This window comes from Kitasatospora sp. NPDC093102, from assembly GCF_040683915.1.
Classification (GTDB): Bacteria; Actinomycetota; Actinomycetes; order Streptomycetales; family Streptomycetaceae; genus Kitasatospora.
In genome coordinates this window covers 1-24,929 of sequence record NZ_JBFBFA010000022.1, presented here as the reverse complement: position 1 = coordinate 24,929, position 24,929 = coordinate 1, and the positions used below count along the sequence as shown (strand labels likewise).

17 protein-coding genes are annotated in these 24,929 nt (G+C 72.9%); 9 read left to right on the top strand and 8 right to left on the bottom strand.

Features of this window, described 5'->3' with window-relative positions; translation table 11 throughout:
• The 3 genes from AB0O11_RS24875 to AB0O11_RS24865 are packed head-to-tail and all read left to right on the top strand — an operon-like array spanning position 1 to position 2,826.
• Complete coding sequence (locus AB0O11_RS24875) at positions 1–1,074, top strand: hypothetical protein (RefSeq protein ID WP_363391011.1); 1,074 nt, start codon at positions 1–3, stop codon at positions 1,072–1,074.
• Positions 1,046–2,149, top strand: coding sequence for an FAD-dependent oxidoreductase (locus AB0O11_RS24870; RefSeq protein WP_363391008.1), 1,104 nt, complete (start codon positions 1,046–1,048; stop codon positions 2,147–2,149). Before AB0O11_RS24875 ends, AB0O11_RS24870 begins: the two co-directional genes overlap by 29 nt.
• Positions 2,149–2,826 (top strand): VOC family protein, encoded by a 678-nt coding sequence (locus AB0O11_RS24865; protein ID WP_363391005.1) that lies wholly within the window; start codon positions 2,149–2,151, stop codon positions 2,824–2,826. The genes AB0O11_RS24870 and AB0O11_RS24865 overlap by 1 nt, the downstream gene beginning before the upstream one ends.
• Before the next feature lie 104 nt (positions 2,827–2,930).
• On the opposite strand, the gene AB0O11_RS24860 is transcribed toward AB0O11_RS24865, so the two are convergent.
• Positions 2,931–4,130 carry a M20 family metallopeptidase gene (locus AB0O11_RS24860; protein ID WP_363391003.1) on the bottom strand — a complete coding sequence of 400 codons (1,200 nt, stop codon included), beginning with the start codon at positions 4,128–4,130 and terminating at the stop codon, positions 2,931–2,933.
• A 119-nt stretch (positions 4,131–4,249) separates the two neighbouring features.
• Here AB0O11_RS24860 and AB0O11_RS24855 point away from each other — a divergent pair, with 119 nt between their 5' ends.
• From AB0O11_RS24855 to AB0O11_RS24845, 3 genes are read left to right on the top strand one after another with little or no spacing between them, the layout of a single operon-like run.
• Positions 4,250–6,760, top strand: coding sequence for a lantibiotic dehydratase (locus tag AB0O11_RS24855; RefSeq protein WP_363391000.1), 2,511 nt, complete (start codon positions 4,250–4,252; stop codon positions 6,758–6,760).
• A complete protein-coding gene (locus AB0O11_RS24850) occupies positions 6,757–7,614 on the top strand; it encodes a methyltransferase domain-containing protein (protein ID WP_363390997.1) in 858 nt (285 codons plus the stop codon). The genes AB0O11_RS24855 and AB0O11_RS24850 overlap by 4 nt, the downstream gene beginning before the upstream one ends.
• Positions 7,615–7,672: 58 nt before the next feature.
• On the top strand, positions 7,673–14,899 hold the full coding sequence (locus tag AB0O11_RS24845; protein WP_363390994.1) for a thioester reductase domain-containing protein: 7,227 nt from the start codon (positions 7,673–7,675) through the stop codon (positions 14,897–14,899).
• 91 nt (positions 14,900–14,990) lie between these two features.
• On the opposite strand, the gene AB0O11_RS24840 is transcribed toward AB0O11_RS24845, so the two are convergent.
• A complete protein-coding gene (locus AB0O11_RS24840) occupies positions 14,991–16,466 on the bottom strand; it encodes an MFS transporter (protein ID WP_363390992.1) in 1,476 nt (491 codons plus the stop codon).
• A gap of 87 nt (positions 16,467–16,553) precedes the next feature.
• Here AB0O11_RS24840 and AB0O11_RS24835 point away from each other — a divergent pair, with 87 nt between their 5' ends.
• Complete coding sequence (locus tag AB0O11_RS24835; protein WP_363390989.1) at positions 16,554–17,162, top strand: TetR/AcrR family transcriptional regulator; 609 nt, start codon at positions 16,554–16,556, stop codon at positions 17,160–17,162.
• Between the two features lie 118 nt (positions 17,163–17,280).
• On the opposite strand, the gene AB0O11_RS24830 is transcribed toward AB0O11_RS24835, so the two are convergent.
• The 6 genes from AB0O11_RS24830 to AB0O11_RS24805 all read right to left on the bottom strand — a co-directional run bounded on the left by AB0O11_RS24830 (position 17,281) and on the right by AB0O11_RS24805 (position 23,666).
• A complete protein-coding gene (locus AB0O11_RS24830) occupies positions 17,281–19,086 on the bottom strand; it encodes a glycoside hydrolase family 15 protein (protein ID WP_363390986.1) in 1,806 nt (601 codons plus the stop codon).
• 243 nt (positions 19,087–19,329) lie between these two features.
• The gene (locus tag AB0O11_RS24825; RefSeq protein ID WP_363390984.1) at positions 19,330–19,920 is read right to left on the bottom strand and encodes a TetR/AcrR family transcriptional regulator; all 591 of its coding nucleotides are present in this window, start codon (positions 19,918–19,920) and stop codon (positions 19,330–19,332) included.
• A gap of 151 nt (positions 19,921–20,071) precedes the next feature.
• Positions 20,072–20,380: an antibiotic biosynthesis monooxygenase gene (locus AB0O11_RS24820; protein WP_363390981.1), complete on the bottom strand. Its 309-nt coding sequence runs from the start codon at positions 20,378–20,380 to the stop codon at positions 20,072–20,074.
• Between the two features lie 303 nt (positions 20,381–20,683).
• Positions 20,684–21,310, bottom strand: coding sequence for an isochorismatase family protein (locus AB0O11_RS24815; protein ID WP_363390978.1), 627 nt, complete (start codon positions 21,308–21,310; stop codon positions 20,684–20,686).
• Positions 21,311–21,403: 93 nt separating this feature from the next.
• Positions 21,404–22,861, bottom strand: a complete 1,458-nt coding sequence (locus AB0O11_RS24810) for an NAD(P)/FAD-dependent oxidoreductase (protein ID WP_363390975.1) — start codon at positions 22,859–22,861, stop codon at positions 21,404–21,406.
• Between the two features lie 37 nt (positions 22,862–22,898).
• On the bottom strand, positions 22,899–23,666 hold the full coding sequence (locus AB0O11_RS24805; RefSeq protein WP_363390972.1) for a glucose 1-dehydrogenase: 768 nt from the start codon (positions 23,664–23,666) through the stop codon (positions 22,899–22,901).
• Between the two features lie 301 nt (positions 23,667–23,967).
• Here AB0O11_RS24805 and AB0O11_RS24800 point away from each other — a divergent pair, with 301 nt between their 5' ends.
• Together AB0O11_RS24800 and AB0O11_RS24795 are read left to right on the top strand one after the other, a co-directional pair.
• Positions 23,968–24,261, top strand: coding sequence for a hypothetical protein (locus AB0O11_RS24800; protein WP_363390970.1), 294 nt, complete (start codon positions 23,968–23,970; stop codon positions 24,259–24,261).
• On the top strand, positions 24,258–24,764 hold the full coding sequence (locus tag AB0O11_RS24795) for a DUF302 domain-containing protein (protein WP_363390968.1): 507 nt from the start codon (positions 24,258–24,260) through the stop codon (positions 24,762–24,764). Before AB0O11_RS24800 ends, AB0O11_RS24795 begins: the two co-directional genes overlap by 4 nt.
• Positions 24,765–24,929: the final 165 nt, after the last annotated feature.

The following is a 24,929-nucleotide window of genomic DNA, read 5'->3' as shown; positions in this document are numbered from 1 at the left end:
ATGCGGACACGTGCCTCCGGAATCGTCACCCCCACCCACGGCGCGCCGCGGCTGACCGTCTCGCTCGACACCCTGCTCGTCGAACGGGACGCGACGGGCCGGGTCACCGGCTCCCGGCGGGTCGCCGGGCCGTCGGACCAGGACGCGGGCAAGGAGACCGGGCTGCTGCTCACCGAGGCGGCCGAACGGACCGCGTCGGCCGTCGCCGGGCTCCAGAGCGCGGTGGCGCAGGTCCACGAGTGGCGTGACAGCGACGGTCTGCCGGTGTCGAGGCGGGCCGAGTTGCTGGCCCGGGTCGAGACCCCCGGCGGTCCCGTGCTGCTCGGGACCAGCGGCCAGGGGGATCCGGCCGCGCTCGTGGAGGCGTTGCCCTGGGACGAACTCGGGGCGCTCTCGGAGCCGTTCGTGTCGGCCGACCCGCCGGACGACTGGCGCGAGCGGCCGCTGGTGCTGCGGCCGTCCGCGGCGTCGGTACTGGTGGCCGGTGCGGCTTTCTCGCTGACCTCCCGCGGGGGTCGCGCGACCGCCGCCCGGCTGGCGGGGCGGCGCATACTGCCGCAGCTGACCCTGACCGATCTGCCGTCGGCGCCGCCCGAGTCGGGGCGGGACGACCGGGGCGACCCGGCGCTGCCCACCGTCCTGGTGGACGGCGGCCGGATCTGCCCGCCGCCCCCGCTCGCCGAGGGCATCGCGCCCGGCCGGGCCGTGTGGGACCACGACGCCGGCGGGTTCGGCCCGCCGCCGCTGGCCCGGCTCGAACTCGACGGTCCCCGGGCCGAGGTGCCCCCGGACGCGGTGGAGCTCGTCTGGTGCGTGGAGGGCCTCCAGCGCTACCACGGCGACGGCACCGTCCGGCTCCAGTGCCTGGCCAGGGTCGCGGACCGGCCCGGCGGCTGGTTCCGCCTCGCCCTGAGGGGCAAGCCCGTGCATCTGCTGCGCCAGGCCCGCGGCCTGGCCGGCCCACCCATGGCTGTCCACAGCGACAGCGACGTGACCACCCGCTCGCTGGTACTCGCCGGCGCAGCCGAAATGGAAGGTGCAGGACATGCCGTCGTCACCGTCATCAACCCCTGACTTCACGCTCATCGGCGGAGGCATCGTCGGTGCCTGCCTCGCCGAGGAGTTGAGCGACAGCGGGGCGTCGGTCCGCGTCCTCGACTCCGGCGCCGAACCCGGGCACTCGACCAACCGCGCGGCGGGCGTGGCGGTCCCCTCGCTGCGCTACCTCACCGACCGGGAGTTCTACGACTGGCTGCGGACCGCCAAGCAGGACCTGGACGCCGACGTCGCCCGGCTGGAGCCGGAGTACGGCGCGTTCAGCGTGGCCAGGCCCATCCTGCGCGCGCTGCGCGAGACGGACGTGGAGGCCCACGGCGACGTGCTGGACGGGCTCGGCGTCGGCGACTGGCTCAAGGGCGACGCCCTCGCGCAGGCCACGCCCGGGCTCAAGCTGCCGCCCAGCCGGCGCTACCTCCTCGACCCGGACGGGCTGATGATCGACGGCCGCCGTTACCTGGACGCCGTACGGCGCCGGTGCGTGGCCCGGGGCGTCGACTGGCGGCAGGGCGTCACCGTGCGGGAGGTGCGCGAGGAGGGCGCCTCCGTCTCGGTGGTGACCTCCGACGGGACGCTCCCCGCGGACCGGGTGGTGATCACCGCGGGCGCCTGGAGCTCGGGCAAGGGCCTGGCCGAGGCGACCGGGGTCCGGCCGCAGCGCGGGCAGATGGCGGTGCTGCGCACCGACGAGGAGCTGAACTGCATCCTGTCCTCCGCGTACTACCTCGCGCCCGGGGTCGGTGACGACGTGATCGTCGGTGCGACGGAGGAGGACACGGGGTTCGCCGAGCACGTGACCACCCAGGGCATCGGGCACCTGCTGCGGTTCGCCACGACCGTCATGCCTGGCCTCGCGGAGTCGGTGCCCGTGGAGCTCCGTGCCGGACTGCGTCCGGTGTCCGGCACCGGACGGCCGCTGGCGGGCGCTCTGCCCGGCCACGAGCGGATCTTCCTGTCGGCCGGCCACGCCGGACACGGGCTGCTCTCGGCGCGCGCCACCGGCAAGGGCATGGCGGCCGGCCTGGTCGGCGACGACTGGGAGGCCCTGCCGTACAGCATGTGCCCCTCGCACGCCCTGGGCGGTGCCTCCTGATGCGGATCGACCATGTGATCCTCGGCGCGCGGACCATCGAGCCGCTGCGCGAACTGCTGTGGGACCAGTACGGGTTCGGCATCACCGACGGCAGCCCCAACCCGGACGGCACGGCGAGCTGGGTGGTGCCCTTCGACACGCCCGACGTGCAGTACCTGGAACTGCTCGTCACCCACGACGAACGGCAGCTGGCGGGCGACGACTTCGGCCGGCTGTTCCTGGAACGGACCGCGGACGGGCCGGACTTCCTCAACTGGGCGGCGCTGACCGACGACATCGCGTCCACCGCACGCGAGGTGGAGACGGTCACCGGGGCGGATCCGGACCTCTTCCGCGGCGAGTCGGTCCGGGCCGACGGCCGGCGCGTGCCGTGGGCGGAGGCGGCGTTCGACCTGTCGTGGCGCAGCCGGGTGCTGCCGTTCTTCCTGAGCTACGGCGACACGGAGGCGCGCGCGGCACGGGTGCCGGGCGATCTCAAGGCGGCCGGGCACCGGGTGTGCCCGAAGTCGCTGCGGCGCCTCGAGACGGGCCGGGCGCGGGAACAGGAGCGGGACTGGGCGGACCGGTGGCCCGGACTCGCCGCGCTCGACGTCGTCGTCGACCCCGCGGCCGGGCCCCGCATCTCGGCGGTGCACATCGACACCGCCGAGGGCGAGACGGTGGTGCGGCTTCCGTGACTCCCGCACGCCCCGCATCTGCGGGGGCACCGGGCCGCCCCGGCCGCAGCACCGCCGCGGCCGGGGCGTCCGGACCTGCCCGGCCGGGCAGGTCCGGACGGCGGTCAGCCGGCCGCGCGGTCCGCCCCACGGCGAGCCGCATGGGCCGTGAGCAGCCGCTCCCGGGCCTGGTCGTCCTCGGCGGCCTGCGCCGCGGTCCAGGCCAGTGCGACGGATGCCTGGAGCAACGCCCGGTCGGCGGCCGGGGTCACGCAGGCCCGGGCGAACTCCGGCTGGTGGTTGACCGCGCCGCCGCTGTCGATGCCGATGCTGGGGTGCACGCTGGGCAGGACACGGCTGACGTTGCCCATGTCGGTGCTGCCGGTGGGCATCGCGCGCTCCTCCTCCGGGGACACCAGGGGGCGGCCCAGTTCGGTCACCGCTGCCCGGTAGGCCGCCACCAGGAACGGATCGTGGGCCAGTTCGGCGTACGCGGGTGTCGAGCGGACCTCGTGGGTGCAGCCGGTGGCGACGGCACCGCCTTCGAAGCAGGCCCTGACGCGTGCTTCGAGGCGCTCCAGGGACTCCATGTCGGCGGCGCGCAGGTTGTACAGGGCGCTCGTGTGCGCGGGGACCACGTTGGGCACCTCTCCGCCCCGGGTCACGATGCCGTGCACCTGCTGCCGCGGCTCGAAGTGCTGGCGGCCCACGCCGACGGCGACCTCCGCCACGGTCAGGGCGTCGGCGGCGTTGACGCCCAGATGCGGGGCGAGTGCGGAGTGCGACTCGCGTCCGGTGTAGCGGACTTCGAGCTCGACCAGCGCGAGGGGGCGGGGAGCGCAGTTGTCCTCGGGGGCCGGATGGACGAGCATCGCCATCGACACCTCGTCGAAGACACCGGCCTCCAGCATGGTGATCTTGCCGCCCCCCTCCTCCTCGGCCGGGGTGCCCAGCACCATGACGGTGATGCCGAGGTCGTCGGCCACGTCCCTCAGCGCCAGGGCCGCGCCCACCGACGAGGCGGCGATGATGTTGTGCCCGCAGGCGTGGCCGAGGCCCGGCAGGGCGTCGTACTCCGCGCACAGCCCGACCGTGAGCGGGCCGCTGCCGTAGCGGGCGGTGAACGCGGTGTCCAGGCCGCCGGCGCCGGGCACGACCTCGAACCCCTCGTCCCGCAGCAGGCCGCTCACCTTGGCGGCGCTGCGGTGCTCCTTGAACGCGGTCTCCGGCTCGGCGTGAATGCTCCTCGACAGCGCGATCAGTTTGTCCTCGGCACGCTCGACGCTTTCGCGGCAACCACGCATGGTCCGAGACGAGATTCGCATCTTCTCTTTCCCCTCTGCATTTCCGGGCTCGTCGCCGGATGGACGGCCGGGCAATTTCCGAGCCTTTTCCTTCCTACCGGAGCCGCCGGGGAAAAGCGAGACCAGTCTGGAGAATTGACATGGCGTCACTGACGTGGAACGTGCGGGCGGGGAACGGGGAACTCTCGGTCGAGATGATGCCCTGGTCGCTGCTGCGCGCGACCGGCTTCCCGGCCGGGCTCCTGGACGGGCTCGCCTCCGGGGAACTGCTCGGCACCGCCGCCGGGGTGCTGGCGGCGGAGCAGGCGGTCGCCGCCGAGCGTGCGCACTTCCTGGACCAGCTGTGGCCGGGGCTGCGGGAGGCCGTACGGACGGTCGAACCGCGCCAGCGGTCGCTGCGGGCCCTCCAGAGCTGCCGCCGGCTGGTGGACGAGGGCGCGCCCCTGGACGAGCGGTGCGCCTCGGTCCTCGCGGCGACCGGCGCGCCGGACTGGGCGCCCCGCTGGAACGCCCTGGTCGCCGCGCTCGGCGAGCGGCTGGCGGCGGCCGGGGCCGAGCTGGAGGCGGCACTGCTGCGAGCCCGGCTGCACACCGCGCAGGCCGCCGGCCGCGACGACTTCGGGCACGCCGTGTTCGTGTCGAACCCCTCGTTCCACCACACGGCCCTGGAGACACCGCCGTTGACGCATCCGGGCTGGGCGCGGGCGCGGGACGAGGGCGGCGCCCTGCCGCGGAGCCTGCGTCGTCAGGTCGACACCCTGCACCGCTATCTGCGCCGGTTCGCCACCAAGTGCGAGACCGTCTCGTTCTTCGGCCCGGTGCTGTTCGGCCGTCTGGTGCCGGAGCAGGACGAGGCCCTGCTGGTCGGCGCGCCCGGCCGCGAGAAGGTCGTGGTGGAGGCGAGTGCCTGGCTGGTGGAGGAGCTGCGGGAGCAGGCCGCCCGCGAGGTGCCGCTGACGCACCAGCGCGTGTGGCCCAGTCCGCTGTTCCGCCGGCCGGACGCGTCCCCGGTGCTGGAACGGGCCGTGGACGGGCGCAGGTTCAAGGTCGCGGGGCCCGCGCTGGCGCTGTGGAGCGCCGCCTGCGCGGCGCCGGGGAGCCGGCTCGACTCGCTCGTGCCGCCGCCGGACGGGGCGGGGGCGGACGACGCGTACGCGGCCGAGCTGGTGAAGGCGCTCGGGCCGGCGCTGGTCGTCTCCCCCTGGCGGCTGCCGGCGACCGAGCTGCACGCGCTGACCAGGCTGGCGGCCGAGCACCCCACGGACACGGTGGTGAACCTGGCGGAGGTCCGCGACACGTACGCGGAGGCGGCCTGGCCCGAACGGGCGGCGCACCTCGTCGCCGTGCGGGCGGCCCGCGCGGCGGACGGCGGGCAGGTGTCGCAGGACAGCGGTCGGCACTACGCCGACCGCGAGCTGTTCCACGAGGACAGATCGAGTCCGGTGAGCGAGCGGGTCGGCTTCGGGGCGCCGGTCGTGGACCGCATCCGGGAGGTCACCGAGGCGGTGTTCCCGCTGACGTTCCTCGCGGCGCTGCTGGCCCGGGAGGACGCCCGCGACGCCCTGCGTGCCGAGCTGGGGGGCGCCCCGGCGCCGCTTGCCGCCCTGGCCGTACGGGAGATACCCGCTCGTTCAGCGCGCCGCGACCGGCTGGACGCGGTGCTGCGCCGGCTGGTCGGACGGGCCGTGGAGGCCGCGGGCTCGGCCGACGGCCGCCCGCCGGTCGTGGAGCTGAGCCGGAGCCAGCTGGCCGAGGCGCTGGCGCCGCTGTGGGACACCGTGTCGTACGGCCCCGAGGACGCGTGCCTGCCGAGCCCCGACCTGATGGTGGCGGGCCCCGACCCGGCCACCGCCACCTGGGTGCTCTCGGAGCTGCACGACGACTGCAGCTCGATCTTCGGGGGGCTGGAGCGCCCGCTGCACAGCGACCCGGACGGGCTGTGGGCCGGCTTCACCGAGCGGGTGGCGCGAGCCGTGCCGTCCGGGACAGCCGCGACCATCGTCTCGCGCCGGCGCAGTGCCCACGTGACCCCCGAACTTCCCGGTGCCGCCATCGAACTGAGTGGCCTCTCGGGCAAGGACCGGGCCGACGTGGTGCCGATCGCGGACGCCGTCGTGCCCGCTTCGGCCGACGCGGTGGTGGTGGACGGCCGGCGGCGGCTGCTCTACCCGGGCGACCTGTCGTCGACGCTGCACCGCGCGGTGTCCAGGCCCGCGCTGGTCCCGGTGCCGGTCGACCTCGGGGCGTACACCCCCAGGATCGTGGTGGACGGCGTCGTGATCCAGCGTGCCCGCTGGCGGCTGAGCATTCCGGAAAGGGCTCCGGAAAAGACCGGGGACACCGTCACCCAGTGGTTGGCCGTGCAGCGGCTCCGGGCCGCCCGGGGAATTCCGCGCCATGTCTACGTGAAGCATCCGGCCGAACCCAAGCCGCTGTACGTCGATTTCGCCGATCCGCTGTCGGTGATCGATATCGCGCGACTGCCCGAAGGGGAAGTCGTCGTGTCCGAAATGCTGCCCACCCCGGACCGGTTGTGGTGGCGCGTGGCGGGCGAAACGCATTGTGCCGAATTCCGTCTCGGCTGCATCGTGCGGCCGGTGACATCCGACAATCCGCTGACCCAGGAAGAACAGGAAGAGAGCGCGTCATGACCGAGGACCTCCGCATCACCTCACTGGTGAGGGACGCATACGACAAGGCCGCCGAGCAGTACGAGTCCGCAGGTCAGATGATCTTCCATCCGCTGGGGAAGATGATCGCCGACACGCTGGAGCTCTCGCCGGGCGAGCGGGTGCTCGACATCGGCTGCGGGCGCGGTGCCTGCCTGTTCCCGATCGCCCACGCGGTGGGGCCGGAGGGCTTCGTGCTCGGCATCGACCAGGCCCAGGGCATGGTCGACGCCTGCACGGCGGACATCAGGGCCCGCGGGGTGTCCGGCTGGGCCCGCGCGGAGCTGGGCAACGCCCAGGACTTCGCCTTCGCCGATCCGTTCGACGCGGCGAGCGCCGGCATGGTCCTGTTCCTGCTGCCGGAGGCCGAGAAAGCCCTGTCCTGCGCCGTCGCGGCGCTGCGCCCCGGGGGCAGGTTCGCCGCGACCACCTTCCCCACCGAGAACGGCAGGCTGGCCGCGGGCTGGGAGTCCGCCGAGATCCTCGCGGGAGTGCTCGCCAAGTACCTCCCCGAGGGGGTGGACGACCCGTGGCAGGTGGTCCTGGGTCTCGGCGGCCCGCTGGTCAGCGAGGAGTCCACGGCCGCCGCCTTCCTCGCCGCCGGCTTCAGCGATGTGCGGATCCGCCATGTCCCGGCGGACTCCCGCTTCGAGACCATCGACGACTACCTGGCGTGGACCAGGACCGTGACCACCCGCATGCAGTGGGACCTGGTGCCGCCGGAGCGCGTGGCCGAAGCGACCGACGAGGCGCGCGAGGCGCTGCGGGTGCTCGCGGGGCCGGACGGCTCCCTGGAGTTCTCCTGCCCGACCAGGACCGTGCTGGCCGTTCGCTGACGGCACGACCGCAACCGCCGACCAAGCGCTGAACCACAGAGCCGAGAGGTGCGATGACATGGCTCCTGATACGACCCCTTCGCTGATCCGTCCGCTGTCCGAACTGCTCGGCGGACACGCCGCCCGGATCGGGGACAAGGTGGCCTTCGCCGACGCCCGGCGGGGCGTCGGCTACCGGGAACTGGATCTGCGGACCTCTCGGCTCGCCGGCCGGCTTTCCGCGCTGGGTCTGGGGAAGGGCGGCCGCGCCGCCGTCCTCATGGGCAACAGCGTCGAAATGGTGGAGAGTTGCCTCGCCGTCATCCGGGCGGGCGGCATCACCGTGCCGCTGAATCCGCAGGCGTCCGAGGCCGAACTGGTCCACTTCCTGCGGGACTCCGGGGCATCGGTGGTGCTGTGCGACCCGGCACGGCTCGACGTGCTGCTGCGCGCGGTGGCCGCGTCCGGCCTGCCCCGGCCCTCGATCGTGCTCACCGGCGACTCCCCCGTGACACCGGCAGACGCGTCCGCCGGTGTCACCTCCGGCGTCACCGCTGACATCACCGCGTACGAGACGCTCGCGGCCACCGCGTACGACGGACCGGCGCCCGAGGAGAGCCCGCTCGACGCTCCGGCCTGGATGCTCTACACCTCGGGCACCACCGGCCGCCCCAAGGGGGTGCTCTACTCCCTGCGCAGCTCGCTGTGGCTGGTGGAGGCCTGCCACGTGGGTGTGCTCGGGATGACGGAGGACGACCGGCTGCTGTGGCCGATGCCGCTGTTCCACGGCCTGGGGCAGAACCTGTGCGTCATGGCGGTCGTGGCCGTGGGCGCCGGCGCCCGGCTGATGAGCGGCTTCGCCCCGTCCGAGGTGATGGACGCGCTGCGCGACGACGGGGTGACCTTCCTCGCCGGAGTGCCGACGACGTACCACTACCTGCTGGACCGTGCCCGTCAGGAGCACACCCGGCTGCCTTCGCTGCGGCTGGGGTTCGTCGCCGGTTCGGCCGGCGGCGCCTCCCTCGGCAGCCGTTTCGAGGAGGCGTTCGGGGTCCCGCTGGTGGACCAGTACGGATCGACCGAGACCGGCGCGATCACCTCGAACCGGCCGACGGGTGACCGGGTCGCCGGGGCGGCCGGGCCGCCCGTTCCGGGAGTGGACATCCGCCTGGTGGACGGCGGTTCCGGTGCCGAGGTGCCCGACGGCGAGGAGGGCGAGGTCTGGGTCAGCGGCCCCAACCTGATGCTGGGCTACCACGGGCAGCCCGACGCCACGGCGGAGGTGCTGCGGGACGGCTGGTACCGCACGGGCGATCTGGCCCGCCGGGACGCCCTCGGGCATGTGACCCTGACCGGCCGTCTCAAGGAACTGATCATCCGGGGCGGCGAGAACATCCACCCCGTGGAGATCGAGGACGTGGTGCGCACGGCGCCGGGCGTGGCCGACGCGGCGGTGGGCGGGGAGCCCCACGAGGTGCTCGGCGAGGTGCCCGTCGCGTACGTGGTGCCCGGTCCCGAAGGCGTCGACGTCCAGGCGCTGTTCGAGCACTGCCGGGCGCAGCTGTCCTACTTCAAGGTGCCGGAGAAGGTGTACGCCGTCGAGCGCGTTCCGCGCACCGCGTCCGGGAAGGTCACCCGGCACCTGCTGGCGGACGCGGACCCCCGGCTGCTCGGTGCGGCGTCCACCGGCGGGCCCGGGGATCGCGGGACCGACTCCGGCCGGGGCGAGTGGGCGGGCCGTCTCATGGCGCTGACAGCGGCCGAGCGGACCCGGACGGTGCTGGACCTGGTACGCGCCGAGGTGGCGCTCGCGCTCGGCCTCGACGGAGCCGAACAGGTCGCGCCCACACGGCCGTTCGTGGATCTCGGTCTCGGCTCCCTCGCCGTCGTGGCGGTCGGGCAGCAGCTGTGTGCGCTGGTCGGGCTGCGGCTCCCGGCGACCGCGGTGTTCGACCACCCGACGCCCGCCGCGTTCGCGGACCGCCTGGTCGCGGAGCTGACGGAGCCGTCGGACACCCGCACGCCCGCCGAAGCGCTCCCGGCGGAGCGCACCGCCCCCGCAGGGCCTGGTCCGGACGGCGCCGAGCCGATCGCCATCATCGGCATGGCCTGCCGCTTCCCGGGCGGGGTGGAGTCGCCCGAGCAGCTGTGGGACCTCGTCGCCGCGGGCCGGGACGCCACCTCGGACTTCCCCGCCGACCGGGGCTGGGCACTGGACACCCTGTTCGACCCCGACCCCGACCACCTCGGCACCAGCTACGCCTCGCGCGGCGGCTTCCTGACCGACCCGTCCGCGTTCGACGCCGGCTTCTTCGGCATAGCCCCGCGTGAGGCCACCGCGATGGATCCGCAGCAGCGGCTGGTGCTGGAGCTCGCGTGGGAGGTCTTCGAACGGGCGGGTATCGACCCGACCGGCCTGGCCGGCTCGGAGACCGGCGTCTTCGTCGGTACCAAGGGACAGACGTACAGCACGCTCGCCGCGCCCGCGTCCGAGTACGAGGGCTATCTCGGCTTCGCCACGTCCGGCAGTGTGATGTCCGGCCGGGTGGCCTACACCCTCGGCCTGCACGGCCCCGCCGTCACCGTCGACACGGCCTGCTCCGCGTCCCTGGTGGCCCTCCATCTGGCCTGCGGTTCCCTGCGCTCCGGTGAGTCGCGGCTCGCGCTCGCGGGCGGGGTCACGGTGATGTCCACCCCGGACGACATGATCACTTTCAGCAGGCAGCGGGGGCTCGCCCCGGACGGCCGGGTGAAGGCCTTCGCCGACGCGGCGGACGGCACCGCCTTCGGCGAGGGCGCGGGGGTGCTGCTGCTCGAACGGCTCTCGGACGCGCACAGGGCGGGCCACCGGGTGCTCGCCGTGATCCGGGGCAGCGCCGTGAACCAGGACGGCGCGTCCAACGGGCTCACCGCGCCCAACGGCCGGGCGCAGCAACGGGTGATCCGCCGGGCGCTCGCCAACGCCCGGGTGGCCGCGCACGAGGTCGACCTGGTCGAGGCCCACGGCACGGGGACCACGCTCGGCGACCCGATCGAGGCCGAGGCGATCCTCGCCGCGTACGGGCGGGGCCGGGACCCGCAGCGGCCGCTGTGGCTGGGCTCGGTCAAGTCCAACATCGCCCACACCCAGGCCGCCGCGGGCATGGCCGGTGTCATCAAGCTGGTGGAGGCGATGCGGCACGCCGTGCTCCCGGCGACGCTGCACGTGGACCGGCCGTCGCCGCACGTCGACTGGTCGTCGGGGAACGTGCGCCTGCTCAGCGAGGCGCGGCCGTGGACGGCCGCCGACGGACGGCCCCGGCGCGCCGGGGTGTCCTCCTTCGCCATCAGCGGCACCAACGCCCATGTCGTCCTGGAGGAGGCGCCGCGTTCCCCCTCGGCCGAGGAGACCCCGGCCCCGGTCCGAGCGCTCACCGCCGTGCCGTGGCTGCTGTCGGCGAAGTCCCCGGCCGCACTGCGCGACCAGGCCCGCCGCCTGGAGTCGTTCCTGCGTGCGGAGCCCGGCTGGGATCCCGTGGACGTGGGGCGCACACTGGCACTGTCCCGGGCCGGGCTCGAACACCGGGCCGCCGTCGTCGCGGACCTCGCCCGCGGCACGAACGGCGCGGACGGGGCGGCGGAGGGGCTGCTGCGCGCACTCGGCGCGCTCGCGGAGGGCGAGCCCGCGGCCGGACTGACCACGGGCCACGCCGGGGCCGCCCGGACCACGGCGTTCCTCTTCACGGGCCAGGGCTCCCAGTGGGCGGGCATGGCCCGTGAACTGTACGAGGCGTTCCCGGTGTTCGCCGAAGCGCTGGACGCGGTGTGCGACCATCTGGCGCCGCAGGTACGGCAGTTGCTCCTCGCCCCCGGCGAGGCGGCGGACGACGGGCGCATCCACCGCACCGGTTTCGCCCAGCCCGCCCTGTTCGCGCTGGAGGTGGCGCAGTTCGCGCTGCTGCGGTCCTGGGGGGTGCGTCCCGACGCGCTCGCCGGCCACTCCCTCGGCGAACTGGCCGCCGCACACGTCGCCGGGGTGTTCTCGCCGGCGGACGCGGCCAGGCTGGTCACCGCCCGGGGCGAGCTGATGCAGGCGCTGCCCGAAGGCGGTGCCATGATCGCGCTGGAGGCCACGGAGGACGAGGTCCTGCCGCTGCTCGCCGGCCGGGAGTCCCGGCTGGGGATCGCCGCCGTGAACGCGCCCCGGTCCGTCGTGGTCTCGGGCGACGAGGACGCCGCGGCGGAGGTCGCCCGGGCCGTGGCCGGACAGGGCCGCAGGACCAAGCGCCTGACGGTCAGCCATGCCTTCCACTCGCCTCGGATGGACGCGGTGCTGGAGGAGTTCGAGGCCGTGGCCCGGACCGTCACCTACCGTGCGCCGGGCCTGCCGATCGTCTCCACGGTCACCGGCGGCCTCGCCGGTGCGGAACTGCTGACACCCGCGTACTGGACCCGGCAGCTGCGCTCGGCCGTCCGGTTCGCCTCCGCGGTGGGGACACTGCGGGAGCGGGGCACCGACACCTTCGTCGAACTGGGCCCGGACGGGTCCCTGACGGCCCTGGTACGTCAGGTCGTCGAGGACGCCGGCGGGGGTGACCGGACGGACGACCACCGTGCGCTGCCGGTCTCCCGGCGTGACCGGCCCGGTGCCGCGACCGCCGTCGGTGTCGCCGCCGCGCTCCACACCGCCGGTGTCCCGGTCGACTGGGCGGCGTTCTTCGACGGCACCGCCGCCCGCCACATCACGCTGCCGACCTACGCCTTCCAGCGCAAGCGCCACTGGCTGCCCGCACTCGCCGCTGCCACCCCGGCACCGGTTCCGACCGCGGCCGCGGAGCCGGCGGCCGCGGGGGCGGCCCCGTCCGGGCGGGTGCTCAAGCCGGGTGAGCGCCCGGAGGTCGCCGCCCGCCTGGCCGGCGTGCTCGCCGGACTGGACGAGGAGAAGCAGCTCCTCCACATGATGGACCGGATCGCCACGAGGGTCGCGGCGGTGCTCGGCCATGACAGCGCGGACGCCGTCGACCCCGACGTGCCGTTCCTCGACCTCGGCGTCGACTCCCTCATGGCCGTGGAGATGCGCAACCAGATCAGCGACTTCTGCGGGGTGAGCCTGCGCCCGACGCTCGTCTTCGAGCATCCGACCCTGGCGGTGCTCGCCGACCACCTGCTCGCGAAGGTGCTGGCCGCGGTGTCCACCACGCCGGGCGCCGACGAGGACGCGGTGGACTTCGCCGCCGAGGTCGTCCTGGCGGCGGACATCTCCCCCGCCGACGAGGTGATCCGGGTCGCGCACGACCCGCGGGACGTGCTCCTCACCGGTGCGACCGGATTCCTGGGCGCGTACCTGCTGCGCGATCTGCTGCGGACGACCCGTGCGACCGTGCACTGCCTGGTCCGCGGGGCCGACGAGGCGGACGCGTGGGCGCGGCTGCGGAAGAACCTGGAGTGGTACGAGTTCTGGGACGGCATCGACACGGACCGGCTGTCCGTGGTCGTCGGCGATCTCGCCCGGCCGCTGCTGGGGCTGGCCCCCGAACGCTTCGACGCCCTCGCCCGCAGCGTGGACAGCGTGTACCACGCCGCCGCGACCGTCAACGGCCTCTACCCGTACTCGGCGTTGAAGGACGCGAACGTCACGGGCACCGCGGAGATCCTGCGCCTGGCCGCACGCCACCGCACCGTGCCCGTCCACCACGTCTCGTCCACCGGCGTGTTCGCCGCGGAGGCGGTCCCCGGAGCGGCTCTCCGGGTGACCGACCCGCCGGGCCCCGCCGAGGCTCTGTCATCCGGCTACCGGCAGACGAAGCTGGTGGCGGAACAGATCGTCGAACTCGCCAGAGGGCGGGGCCTGCCGGTCTCGATCTACCGGGTGGACGAGATCTCCGGCGACTCGGAGCGCGGCTTCTGCCAGACCCACGACTTCGTCTGGCTGAGCATGAAGGGCATCGTGCAGGCCGGTGCCGTACCGGAGAATCCCGCCGGCATCTTCCATCTGGTGCCGGTCGACCACGTCAGCGCGGCGATCCTGCGGCTGTCCCGCGAAGACCGGGCGGCGGGCCGCAACCACCACCTCGCCAACGACACGCATCTGCCGTTCTCCGCGATGACGGAATCCCTCCGTTCCCTCGGCTACCGTCTGGACGAACTCCGCTGGGACGCCTGGGTGCGGCGCATCCGCGCCGACCGTGACAACGCGATGGTCCCGATGATCGACGCGTTCGAGTCGACCATCTACAGCGGACGCAACCACTACCTGTCCGTCGACACCTCGCAGACCCGGGAGCTGCTGGCCGGTACCGGCGTCGACTGCCCGCCGATGACGCGTGAGCTCTTCGAGAAGTACGTCGGGTTCTTCGTCCGCGTCGGCTACTTCCCCGAGCCGGGCGGCGACGCCGTGGACAGCGGTGCACAGGGCTTCCGGGTCCGGGAGGCGGCGTGGGAGGACCTTCCGGCGATGGCGGGCATCTGCTTCGACGCCTTCAACACCCTGAACGCCTCGCTCGGTCTCGCTCCGGAGTGGTCGTCGGTGGACGAGGTGACGGAGATGTTCCGGGACCGGCTCGCGTCCCCGGGCTGCCTCGCCTACGTGGCGGTCGACGGCGCGGGCTCCGTGGCGGGCTCCAACTTCCTGGTCCTGGGCGAGTCCGTCGCCGCCTTCGGCCCGCTCAGCGTCGCGCCCGGCACGCAGGGCGGCGGCGTGGGCCGGCTGCTGATGGACGAGGTGGTCGGCGCGGCCGCCCGGCACGACCGGGACTCGGTCCGTGCCGTCCAGGTGACCAACAACCTGGGCGCGTACCGGCTCTACTCCTCGCTCGGCTTCGTCCCGTACGAACAGCTGTCCCTGGTCACCGGGTACGCACCGCCCACCCCGGCGAACATGGCGGGCTTCACGGTGCGCGCGATGACCGAGGACGACGTCCCCGCGTGCCAGGAGCTGTACCGCTCGGTCAACGGCCATGCACGGGACGGAGAGATCCACATGGCGGCCAAGCGGGCCTTCGGCTGGTCCCGACCGTATGTGGTCGTGGACCGGTCGAGCGGCGCGATCGCCGGCTACACCACGGGCCTGTCCGACCTGGGCCATCTGACGGCGGTCTCGGAGGCCGCGGCACGGGCCCTGTACACGGGCGCCGGCGAGCTGATGCGCCGGGCCGTCCCCGACGGCCCGGCGCCCCGGCTGCGCATCCCGGGCCGGCTGGTGCCCGAGACCCTGAGCTGGGCGTTCCGCACCCGGGGCCTCACCCTGGAGCGGCTGGAGACGCTGGTGGTGCGCGGCTCGTACTCGGCGCCGCAGCAGGGGGTGTACTGCCCGGGGCTGTCCTACTGACGTCACCGTCGTGCAGGGAGCACGCGCGGGCGCTCGCCCCTGGCCGTCGAGGCAGGGTGAGCGCCCTCGCGCGTCCGGATGCCGCCGTCCGTCAGACCAGCGTGACCGGCACGTCGTCGCGCATGGGGCGCTCGCCCCTGGGGACGGCCAGCAGGGTGATCAGCACGCCGAGCAGGGCGAAACCCGCTCCGATGGCGAACGCGAGCCGGAAGCCCTCCGTCATCGCGTCGGCCACGGCCGGCCCGCTGGGCTGCTTGCCGTCGAGGAGCTCTCTGATACGGGCGTTGGCCACCGAGGAGAGCACGGCGAGGCCGAGTGCGCCGCCGATCTGCTGGGTGGTGTTGATGAGTCCGGAGGCGAGGCCCGACTCCTGCGGTGTCACACCGGAGACGGCGACGATGGTCACGGGCACGAACGAGAACCCGAGTCCGAGTGCCGCGATCACCGAGGGCAGGAGCACGTCCCCGGCGAAGGTGCCGTCGGCGGGGATGCGGGTGAACAGCAGCAGTCCCACCGCGGTGAGCGCCAGACCGCCGGCGAGGACGGGCCTGGGCCCGACCTTGGTCACCAGCTGCGAGGCCGCACCGGCGGCGATGATGCTCGCCGCCGAGAAGGGCAGATAGGACAGTCCGGCCTTGAGTGCGGAGAAGCCGAGCACCTGCTGGAGGTAGAGGGAGATGAAGAAGAACATCGACAGCAGCGCGGCGCCCACCAGCAGGGACACCGCGTTGGCGCTGGAGAGGTTGCGGTTGCGGAAGATCCGCAACGGCATCACCGGGTGCTTGACGAGGCGCAGTTCGACCAGGGCGAAGACCAGCAGCAGGACGGCCGAAAGGACCAGCAGCCCGATGGTCCTGGCCGAGCCCCAACCCGCCCGCTCGGCGTCCACGAGTGCGTAGACCAGCACGCTGAGACCGCCGGTGACCAGTGCGGCACCGGCGAAGTCGATGCCGGTGCGTTCGTGGCCGCGGCTCTCGCGGACGAGGCGCGGGCTGAGGACCGCGGCGACGACGCAGATCGGCACGTTGACGAACATCACCCACTCCCAGCCCGCCCACTGGGTGAGCACACCGCCGAGCAGCACGCCGATGGCACCGCCCGCTCCGGCGAGCGCGCCCCAGATGCCGAGGGCCTTGTTGCGTTCGGCGCCTTCGGTGAAGGTCGTGGTGACGATGGACAGTGCGGCGGGCGCGATGATCGCGGCACCGAGGCCCTGCCCCACCCGGGCGGTGATCAGCAGGCCCGCAGTCGGTGCGAGACCCCCGAGCAGCGACGTGGCGGCGAACAGGCCGAGTCCGGTCATGAACACCCTCCGCCGCCCGAGCAGATCGGCGGTCCGGCCGCCGAGCAGCAGGAAGCCGCCGAAGGCGAGTGCGTAGGCGTTGACGATCCACTGGACGTCGGAGTCGGCGAAGTGCAGGTCCCGCTGGATCGAGGGCAGCGCGACGTTCACGATCGAGGCGTCGAGCACCACCGTCAACTGGGCGACGGCCAGGACGACGAGCGCCTTCCACCGGAGAGGATCCGGAGACGAGGGCGATAAGGAGGAAGCGGGAGGCATGGCCATGGTGGGGATACGCTCCTGTGGGTTAAAGTGGTAACCGGAATCGGACTCACGGTTCCGGATGGCGACGATACGGAAGCGCGGTTCCCCTTGTCAAACACCCCTCCCCCGTCCAGCACACCCACCGGCGGCAAACTGCGTTCCGACGCCGCCCGCAACCGGCTCAAGGTGCTCGACGCCGCACGAGCCGCCTTCTCCGAGTCCGGCCGGGACGCGCAGATGGGCGACATCGCCCGCAGGGCCGGGGTGGGTGTCGGGACGGTGTACCGCCACTTCCCGACCAAGGAATCGCTGGCGGAAGCGATCGTGGAGCACCGGTTCCAGCAGACCCTGGACTTCCTCAGGAACGAGGTGCTCCCCGACCCCGACCCCTGGCACGGCCTCGCCCGCTCCCTGGAGTTCTGCGGAATCATGCAGGAACAGGACCGGGGTTACGCGGAGACGGTCACCGCGATAGTCGGCGGCAGCACGTTCGACGCGGAGGCGATCGCCGAACTCAACGAGCTCACCGACAAGGTGCTCAAGCGCGCCCAGGCCGAGGGGTCGGTACGGGAGGACCTGACCGTCGCGGACGTGTCACCGCTCTACATCGGCCTCTGCCACGTCGTGCAGGCCGGGGTCACCGACTGGCGCCGCTACCTGGGCATCATCCTCGACGGGCTGCGCCCGCGACGGTGCGCGGACTGCTCCGGCGGCTGACACCGCCTGGACCGACACCGCCTGCCGCTGGGGGCGGAGGCGCGCTCGCCGCCCCCAGCCGCTTCCGCGCCCGCCCGGGGCGTGCGGGCCCACCCGGCGGCCGGGTCGGCCACGGAACTCAGCCGAGGACACGGTCGAGGTTGAAGGCGGCGCTGATCAGCGAAAGATGGGTGAACGCCTGCGGGAAGTTGCCGAGTTGTTCACCGGTCCGGCCGATCTCCTCGGCGTAGAGACCGAGGTGGTTGGCGTAGGTGAGCATCTTCTCGAAGGCCAGCCGGGCCTCCTCCAGGCGTCCGGCGCGGGTGAGCGCCTCGACGTACCAGAACGAGCAGATCGAGAACGTGCCCTCGGAACCCCGCAGGCCGTCCGGGCTGGCCTCCGGATCGTAGCGGTAGACCAACGAGTCGGAGACCAGGTCCGTGGTGAGCGCATCCAGGGTCGAGAGCCACTTGGGGTCGGCGGGCGAGATGAACTTGGCCATCGGCATCATCAGCACGGAAGCGTCGAGTACGTCGCTGCCCAGCCCCTGGACGAACGCCCCGCGCTCGGCCGACCAGCCCTGTCGCATGATCTGCCGGTAGATCGCGTCCCGGCTCTGCCGCCAGCGCGGAAGATCGGCCGGCAATCCGCGCCGGTTGGCGATCCGGATGGCCCGTTCGATCGCCACCCAGCACATCAGCCGCGAGTAGACGAAGTTCCTCCGGCCGCCCCGGGTCTCCCAGACGCCCTCGTCCGGCTGGTCCCAGTGGTCGCAGAGCCAGTCCACCACGGCGCTGACCTCGTCCCAGTGACCACTGCTGATGGGCTGCCCCCACTTGTCGTACAGATAGACGGAATCGATCAGCGCTCCGTAGATGTCCAGCTGGAGCTGCTCGGTGGCGGCGTTCCCCACCCGCACCGGAGCGGACCCGAGGTGCCCCTCGAGGTGGGTCAGCTCGTACTCGGGCAGGTCGCAGCGCCCGTCGATGCCGTACATGATCTGCAGTGGGCCGCCCGCGCTGCTGCCCCGCATGATCCCGTGCTCGGAGATGAAGCCCATGAAGGCCTCGGCCTCCGAGGTGAAGCCCAGGCGGAGCATGGCGTAGACGCAGAAGGCGGCGTCGCGGACCCACACGTACCGGTAGTCCCAGTTGCGCTCGCCGCCGATCTGCTCGGGCAGCCCGGCGGTCGGTGCGGCGACGATCGCGCCGGTGGGCACGTAGGTGAGCAACTTCAGGACCAGGGCCGAGCGGTGCACCATCTCCCGCCACCGCCCGTGGTACTGCGAGCGGGACAGCCAGCGGCGCCAGAACAGGACGGTGCCCTGGAACTGCCGCTCCGCCTCCCAAATGGGGCAGGAACGCGGGCTGACCTCCGCGCTCACCCGGTCGAGGGCGAACACCACGGACTCGCCCTCCAGCAGCTTGAAGTGCGACCACACGTCCACCCCGTCCGTCTCGACCGGCACCGTGGCGGTCAGCACCAAGGACAGTGAGGAGGAGCTGAACACCGCGTGGCCACCGACGAGTTCCACGGTGTGCGTCTCGGTCCCGTAGCCGAAGCGCGGGGCGATCCTCGCCCGGAACGGCAGCACCCCGCGGACACAGATCACCCGCCGGATCAGCCGGTGGCGGTCCGCCTCGCGGGACTCGTCGACGACGGGCATGAAGTCCTGGATCTCCGCCACCCCGTCGGCGGCGTAGAACCGCGTGATCAGCACGTTGGTGTCGGGGAAGTAGAACTGGCGGGTACGCGCCGGCACGTCGGCGGCCAGCTCGAACGATCCGCCCCGGTCGGCGTCAAGGATCGAGGCGAACACGCTCGGTGCGTCGAAGCGCGGGCAGCAGTACCAGTCGATGGTGCCGTTGGTCCCGACGAGCGCGGCGGTCCGAAGATCACCGATCAGACCGTGCTCGGAAATCGGCAGATAGCGTGAGCCATCCACGCGCCCGGATCCGTTCCCGAACTCCATGCCGGCCTCCCTACCGTTTCGCTTCGGGCGGGTGCGGGGATCATGAAGACCTTACGTTTCATGGTAGATCGCCCGAGCGGAGAGGGCTCCGCAGCCGCTGAACAGCATGGAGACCCTTCGGGTCGGCGCGCACGTGCTCGTCGACGGGATGGTCGATCAGGCCCAGGGCGACGTCGGGCCCCAGCTCGCGGGCGCAGAGCGCCGCCGCCGGGCGGCTCAGATCCGTGCCGCCCCGGGGATCAGCCCCTCCCGGATGAGCGAGAGCACCCGCTCCGTCGTGGCCATCCGATCTCCCCCACCGTCCACCGCGCTCACGGCCGCCTGGAGCAGACCACCGACCAGCTGTGCGGTCAGCAGCGGATCCTGCGCGCCGGAGTCCGCGATCGCGGCGAGCAGCGGCGCCGCGTGCTGGTGGTGCAGTTCCCTCACGCGGTCCTGGCACTCCGCCGGCAGGTCCGCCCGCATGAGGGCGCTGGCCGGCCGGTGGGCGCCCTGCTCGGCCAGGCGGAGCTCGGTCTCGATGTACGCGACGATGCGCTCGACCGGGGCGTCCAGGCCCTGGAGGGCATGGTCGACGGCCCGGTTCGCATCGGCGAACGACGATTCGACGACGCTGGCGAGGATCGCCGCGCCGGACGGGAAGTACTGGTAGACGCTGGAGCGGGCCAGTCCCGCCCGGGCCCCCACGCTCGCCGGGGTGACCGCGGCCGCCCCCTGCTCCACCAGGACGTCGACGGCGGCCCGGATCAGAGCCGCTTGCTGCTGGGCGCGGTGCTCGGCCACTGTGGCGGCGCTGATCTTCGGCATGGCCGGCTCTGTCCTCCTGCGCGTGACGGTCTCTGCCGGCCGTCCGCATCATGCCGATGCCGGACGGCCGACCCCTAGTATCGCCGCGCCGGTGACGGCCGGGGAATTCGTCCGGCTGCGGACCACCGCAGCCGGACACGCCGGGAGGACCTCAGGCGGTGACCTCCGCCACGGTGTGGAACGCCTCGACGTGCGCCCCGCCGGTGCCCTCCTGCCCGGCCGAGTGCCCGTGCGCCGCCTTGAAGGAGTCCGAGGACATCCACGCCCGGAAGGCGTCCACGCCCGTGAACTCCATGACCGCGACGTACGGCGCGCCCTGCGCCTGCGGGCGCAGCAGGGACGAGCGCACCAGCCCGGGCACGCCGGGGAGGGTGGCGCTCATGCTGGCGGCGAAGCGCTTTTCGAAGGCCTCGGCCTCGGCGGCCTCGACATCGATCCGGTTCATGACGGTGTAGGACATGGCAACTCCACAGCATGTGGCGCCGCACCATTTTTGGCGACGCTCCTGTCGGGATCATACCCAACTTGCCGACACGACTGTCGTCAAAACTGGACGCACGACGGCTGTCGGCCGGACTCCCCCGTTGACGGCGACGACCTGCCGCCCACCGGACAAGCCGCCGCCACGCCCCTGGGCGTTCGTCTACACGCTCCCCTCGAACTACGAGCCGGGGCCGGTGGCGTAGCCGGGTAGCCGGTCGGGGCCGCGGGCTGCCGAACCGGCCACCTGCTTGCGGCCCCGGCCGAGGGAGCCGGCGGGCCGCTATGCGCGGTAGGCCGCGGAGATCTGGCCGACCAGAACGGCGAACGGCATGTCGAGGGCGGCGTAGAGGGCTTCGGCCTCGGGGGCGGCGTTGTCGGCCAGGGCCTCGACCATGAGAGTGGCGTAGTCGGAGACGATGACGCCCGCCTGCTGCACGCGCAGCAGTCCGGCCTCGCGCTTGGTCCGGCTGAAGGTGCCGGAGGCGTCCACGGCAACGTACGCGTCGCACCCGGCGGCCGTCGCGGAGTACGCGGGCAGTGCCGCGCACACCTCGAGCGACACCCCGGCGAAGATCAGCTTCTGCCGCCCGGTGGCCTGGATGGCCCCGCGGACCCGGTGGTCGTGCCAGGCGTTGACCGTGCTGCGGTCGATGATCTTCTGGCCGGCGGGCAGTGCCGCGACCAGTTCGGGGGCGGTCGGCCCCCACATGCTGTCGGCCGCGGTGGTGGTGACGACCAGTGGGATGCCCAGGACGGTCGCCGCCCGCGCCAGCGCCACCACGTTGTGCTTCAACTCGCCGACCGGGATGTCCCGGACGCCGGACAGCAGACCCACCTGGTGGTCGACCAGGACCACGGCGACGTTCTCCCGGGTGATCGGCTCCAGGAACCTGCTGCGCTCGCTCATCTTCCGCTCCTTCGGGGGTTGCGCCACAGCTTCTTCAATCATTGAACTTGACAATCAAGTTCATTCGCCATCTCGACGCTGTCGCCCGGCCGCTCAGGTGCGATCGCGCTGGTAGGCGGCGAGCAGGAAGAGCCAGATCTCGCTGACGGTCGGGAAGCAGGCGATCGCGTGCCTGAGGCGCTTGAGCGGGACCTCACCGGCGACCGCGACGGTCGCCGAGTGCAGCAGCTCGCTGACTCCGGGGCCGACGAAGGTCACCCCGAGCAAGACCTCCCGGTCGAGGTCGACCACCATCCGCGCGTGACCACGGTAGCTGTCGGCGTGGAGGTCGGCGCCCTGGGCGGCGTCGAAGTCGAGGTCGACGGTCGTGATGCGGTGACCGGCCTGGGCCGCCTGCTCGGCGGTCAGGCCCACGGCGGCCGCCTCGGGGTCGGTGAAGAAGACCTGGGGCACGGCGTGCTGGTCGGCGGTGGTGGCGTGGTTCCCCCACGGGCCGTCGTCCACGGGGAGGCCGGCGGCGCGGGCGCCGATGGCGTCACCGGCGGTCCGCGCCTGGTACTTGCCCTGATGGGTGAGCAGGGCCCGGTGGTTGACGTCGCCGACGGCGTACAGCCACGCGCCGTCGACCCCACGGACCAGGCACGTGGTGTCCACCTCCAGCCACGTGCCCGGGGAGAGGCCGACCGTGTCCAGGCCGATGTCCTCGGTGCCGGGGGCCCGGCCGGTGGCGAACATGACCTCGTCGGCCTGAAGGTCGCTGCCGTCGTCGAGGGTGAGGGTGACGGGCCCGGCGGGGTCCGGACGGCGCACGGCGGTGACCTGGGTGCCGGTCCGCACGTCCACGCCCGCCTCGGCGAGGCCGGCCGCGACGAGCTCGCCCGCGAAGGGTTCCATGCGGGCAACCAGGTGCCGGCGGGCGAGCAGGGTGACCTGGGAGCCCAGGCCCTGCCAGAGGGTGGCCATCTCGATGGCCACCCCGCCGCCCCCGACGATGGCGAGCCGGGCGGGCACGGTGCTGACGTCGGTGCCTTGCCGGTTCGTCCAGGGCCGGACCTCCCGGATGCCCGGAATGTCGGGCAGCAGCGGCCGGCTGCCGGTGGCGACGGCGACCGCGTGCCGGGCGGTGAGGACGGGGCGTGCGCCGTCGTCCCTGGTGACCGTGACCCGGCGGGGGCCGTCGAGGCGGCCGTGACCCCGGAAGACGTCGACGCCGATGGACTTCAACGACTCGGCCTGTCCGGTGTCGTCCCAGTCGTTGACGTAGTGGTCACGGCGGGCGAAGACCCGGCCGGTGTCGAGCCGACCGGTGACGGCCTGCCGGGCGCCGTCCACGCGGCGGGCGTCGGCGACCGCGATGACCGGCCGCAGGAGGGCCTTGCTGGGGACGCAGGCCCAGTAGGAGCATTCGCCGCCGACCAGTTCCCGCTCCACGACGGCCACGGTGAGGCCGGCGGCGCGGGCACGGTCGGCGACGTTCTGGCCGACCGGACCGGCGCCCAGCACGACCACGTCGTAGGCGCCGTCCTCCTGGTGATCACGTGCTTCGCTCATCGGTCCCTCACCTCCGGTCGGGGCTGACAGTGCCTGTTCACGAGTTCGGGAACAGGGGCCCGCCGGCCATGAGGCCGCCGTCGACGAGGAGGATGTGCCCGGAGACGTAGCTCGCCTCGCCCGAGCCCAGGAACCGGACAGCCTCGGCGATCTCCTCCGGGGTACCCGCCCGGTGCATGGGCAGCACCGAATCGACCGCGGCACGGGCCGTGTCGTCGCCGGTGAACCGCTCGTACATGCCGGTCCGGGTGAAGCCGGGCGCGACCGCGTTGACGCGCACACCGTGAGCGGCGCCCTCCAGTGCGGCCGCCTTGGTGATGCCGGCGACGGCATGCTTGCTGCCGACGTACAGGGTCGCCCCGGGGTAACCCATCAGGCCGAAGCAGGAGCTGACGTTGACGATACTGCCGCCGCCCTGTTCCCTCATGACCCGGAACTCGTGCTTCAGGCAGAACAGCGTCCCCTTGACGTTGGTGTCGAAGATGGCCTGGTAGCGCTCGTCGGTCACCTCGTTGACAGGGCCGGACGTTCCCTCGGTGCCCGCGTTGTTCACGGCGACGTCGAGCCGTCCGAACCGCCCGACCGCGCGGTCGACGAGTTCCTCCACCTCGGCGTCGAAGCGGACGTCGGCACGCACGAACTCGGCCTGGGCGCCGAGGTCGGCCAGCTCCCTGACGAGTTGCTCACCCACGTCCTCATGGCGGCCGGAGACCACCAGGTTCGCGCCCTGACGGGCGTAAGCGACGGCGGTGGCACGGCCGATACCGGTGAGCGCGCCCGTGACGAGGACAACAGGATCAGACAACGCAGGGGTCCTTTCTCCAACCACGCAGGTGAACGATCGGCAAGCGGTGCGGAACCCGCACGACACCGGGTTCCTCTTCGGGCGGTGCCGTCCCCGGCACCCCGGCAAGAAAGCTGTCCCGACCGGACGGCGGCCGCATCGCACCAACCGCCGCGTCCGTCGAACGGCGGCGCTCAATGCCCTGGACGGCCCACGGGCGACCGGGGACCGGCTGCCGGCCCACGTCACCAGCGGTTGCATGCTCTTCCCGCTCCCGTCACGCTGACCGCCATACGCATCGTCGACGGAAAGCACCCGGCCCATGAGTGACGAACTCCTCGATCCGGCGCTCGCCACGGCCGGCGGTCAGGAGCTCTGGGACACCCTGTGCGGCCTGAAGGTCGACATCTCCATCGGCGGCCCGATCTGGACGATGAAGGGCCGGCCGCCGGAGAACACCCGCCACCGGAGCTTCGACGGGCTGCTCGTGGCGACGCGCCGGCGGGTCTTCCGCCGGAACCCCGACAACAGCGTCGACCTCGACCTCCCTTCCATCACGCTGGACATCCACGATGTCGAGCTCGCCCACTCCGACGACGAACAGGCGCAGCCATGACCACGGACACCACCACCGTCGACCACCCCGCCCGGCGGCTCGTCGTGGCGGTCCCCCGCCCCTACGACGCGGCGCGCGAGCACTACGAATCCCTCGTGCCCGAGATCGACCTCCACGGCTTCTTCCGGACGGCCTCCTGGCAGGCCACGCTCGAACTCGCCGAGATCAACGCCCCGTTCGGGTTCATGCGCTACTACCGCAGCGACATCACCGCCGTCATGGCCGGCTCGCCGTCCTCCTGGAAGGCCACGCAGTACCTGATGGGCAACCACACCATCGCCGAACGCATGTTCCGCCACGACCCGTCGGTCATGCTGCACGCACCGCTGCGGACCCTGCTCTACGCGGACCCCGACGGCGACACCAAACTCGCCGTCGACCAGCCCAGTCTGCTGTTCGCCAGCTACGGCGACCCGCGGATCGCCGACGTCGGCCGTGAACTCGACGCGCTTCTCGCCCGGCTGATCACCCTCCTCGGCGGCGACCCACCTCCCCAGCTGTGACCCTCCCCCGGTGTGCCCGCACAGGCCGCGGCCTGTGCGGGCGACGCATCCGCACCCGCGGTGCCCGCGTTCCGGGCTACAGCAGCATCGCCTCGAACTGGAACTCGGGTGCGGTCAGCGGTTGCTCGGACCAGATGACCTTGCCGCGGGCCGTGTACCTGGTCC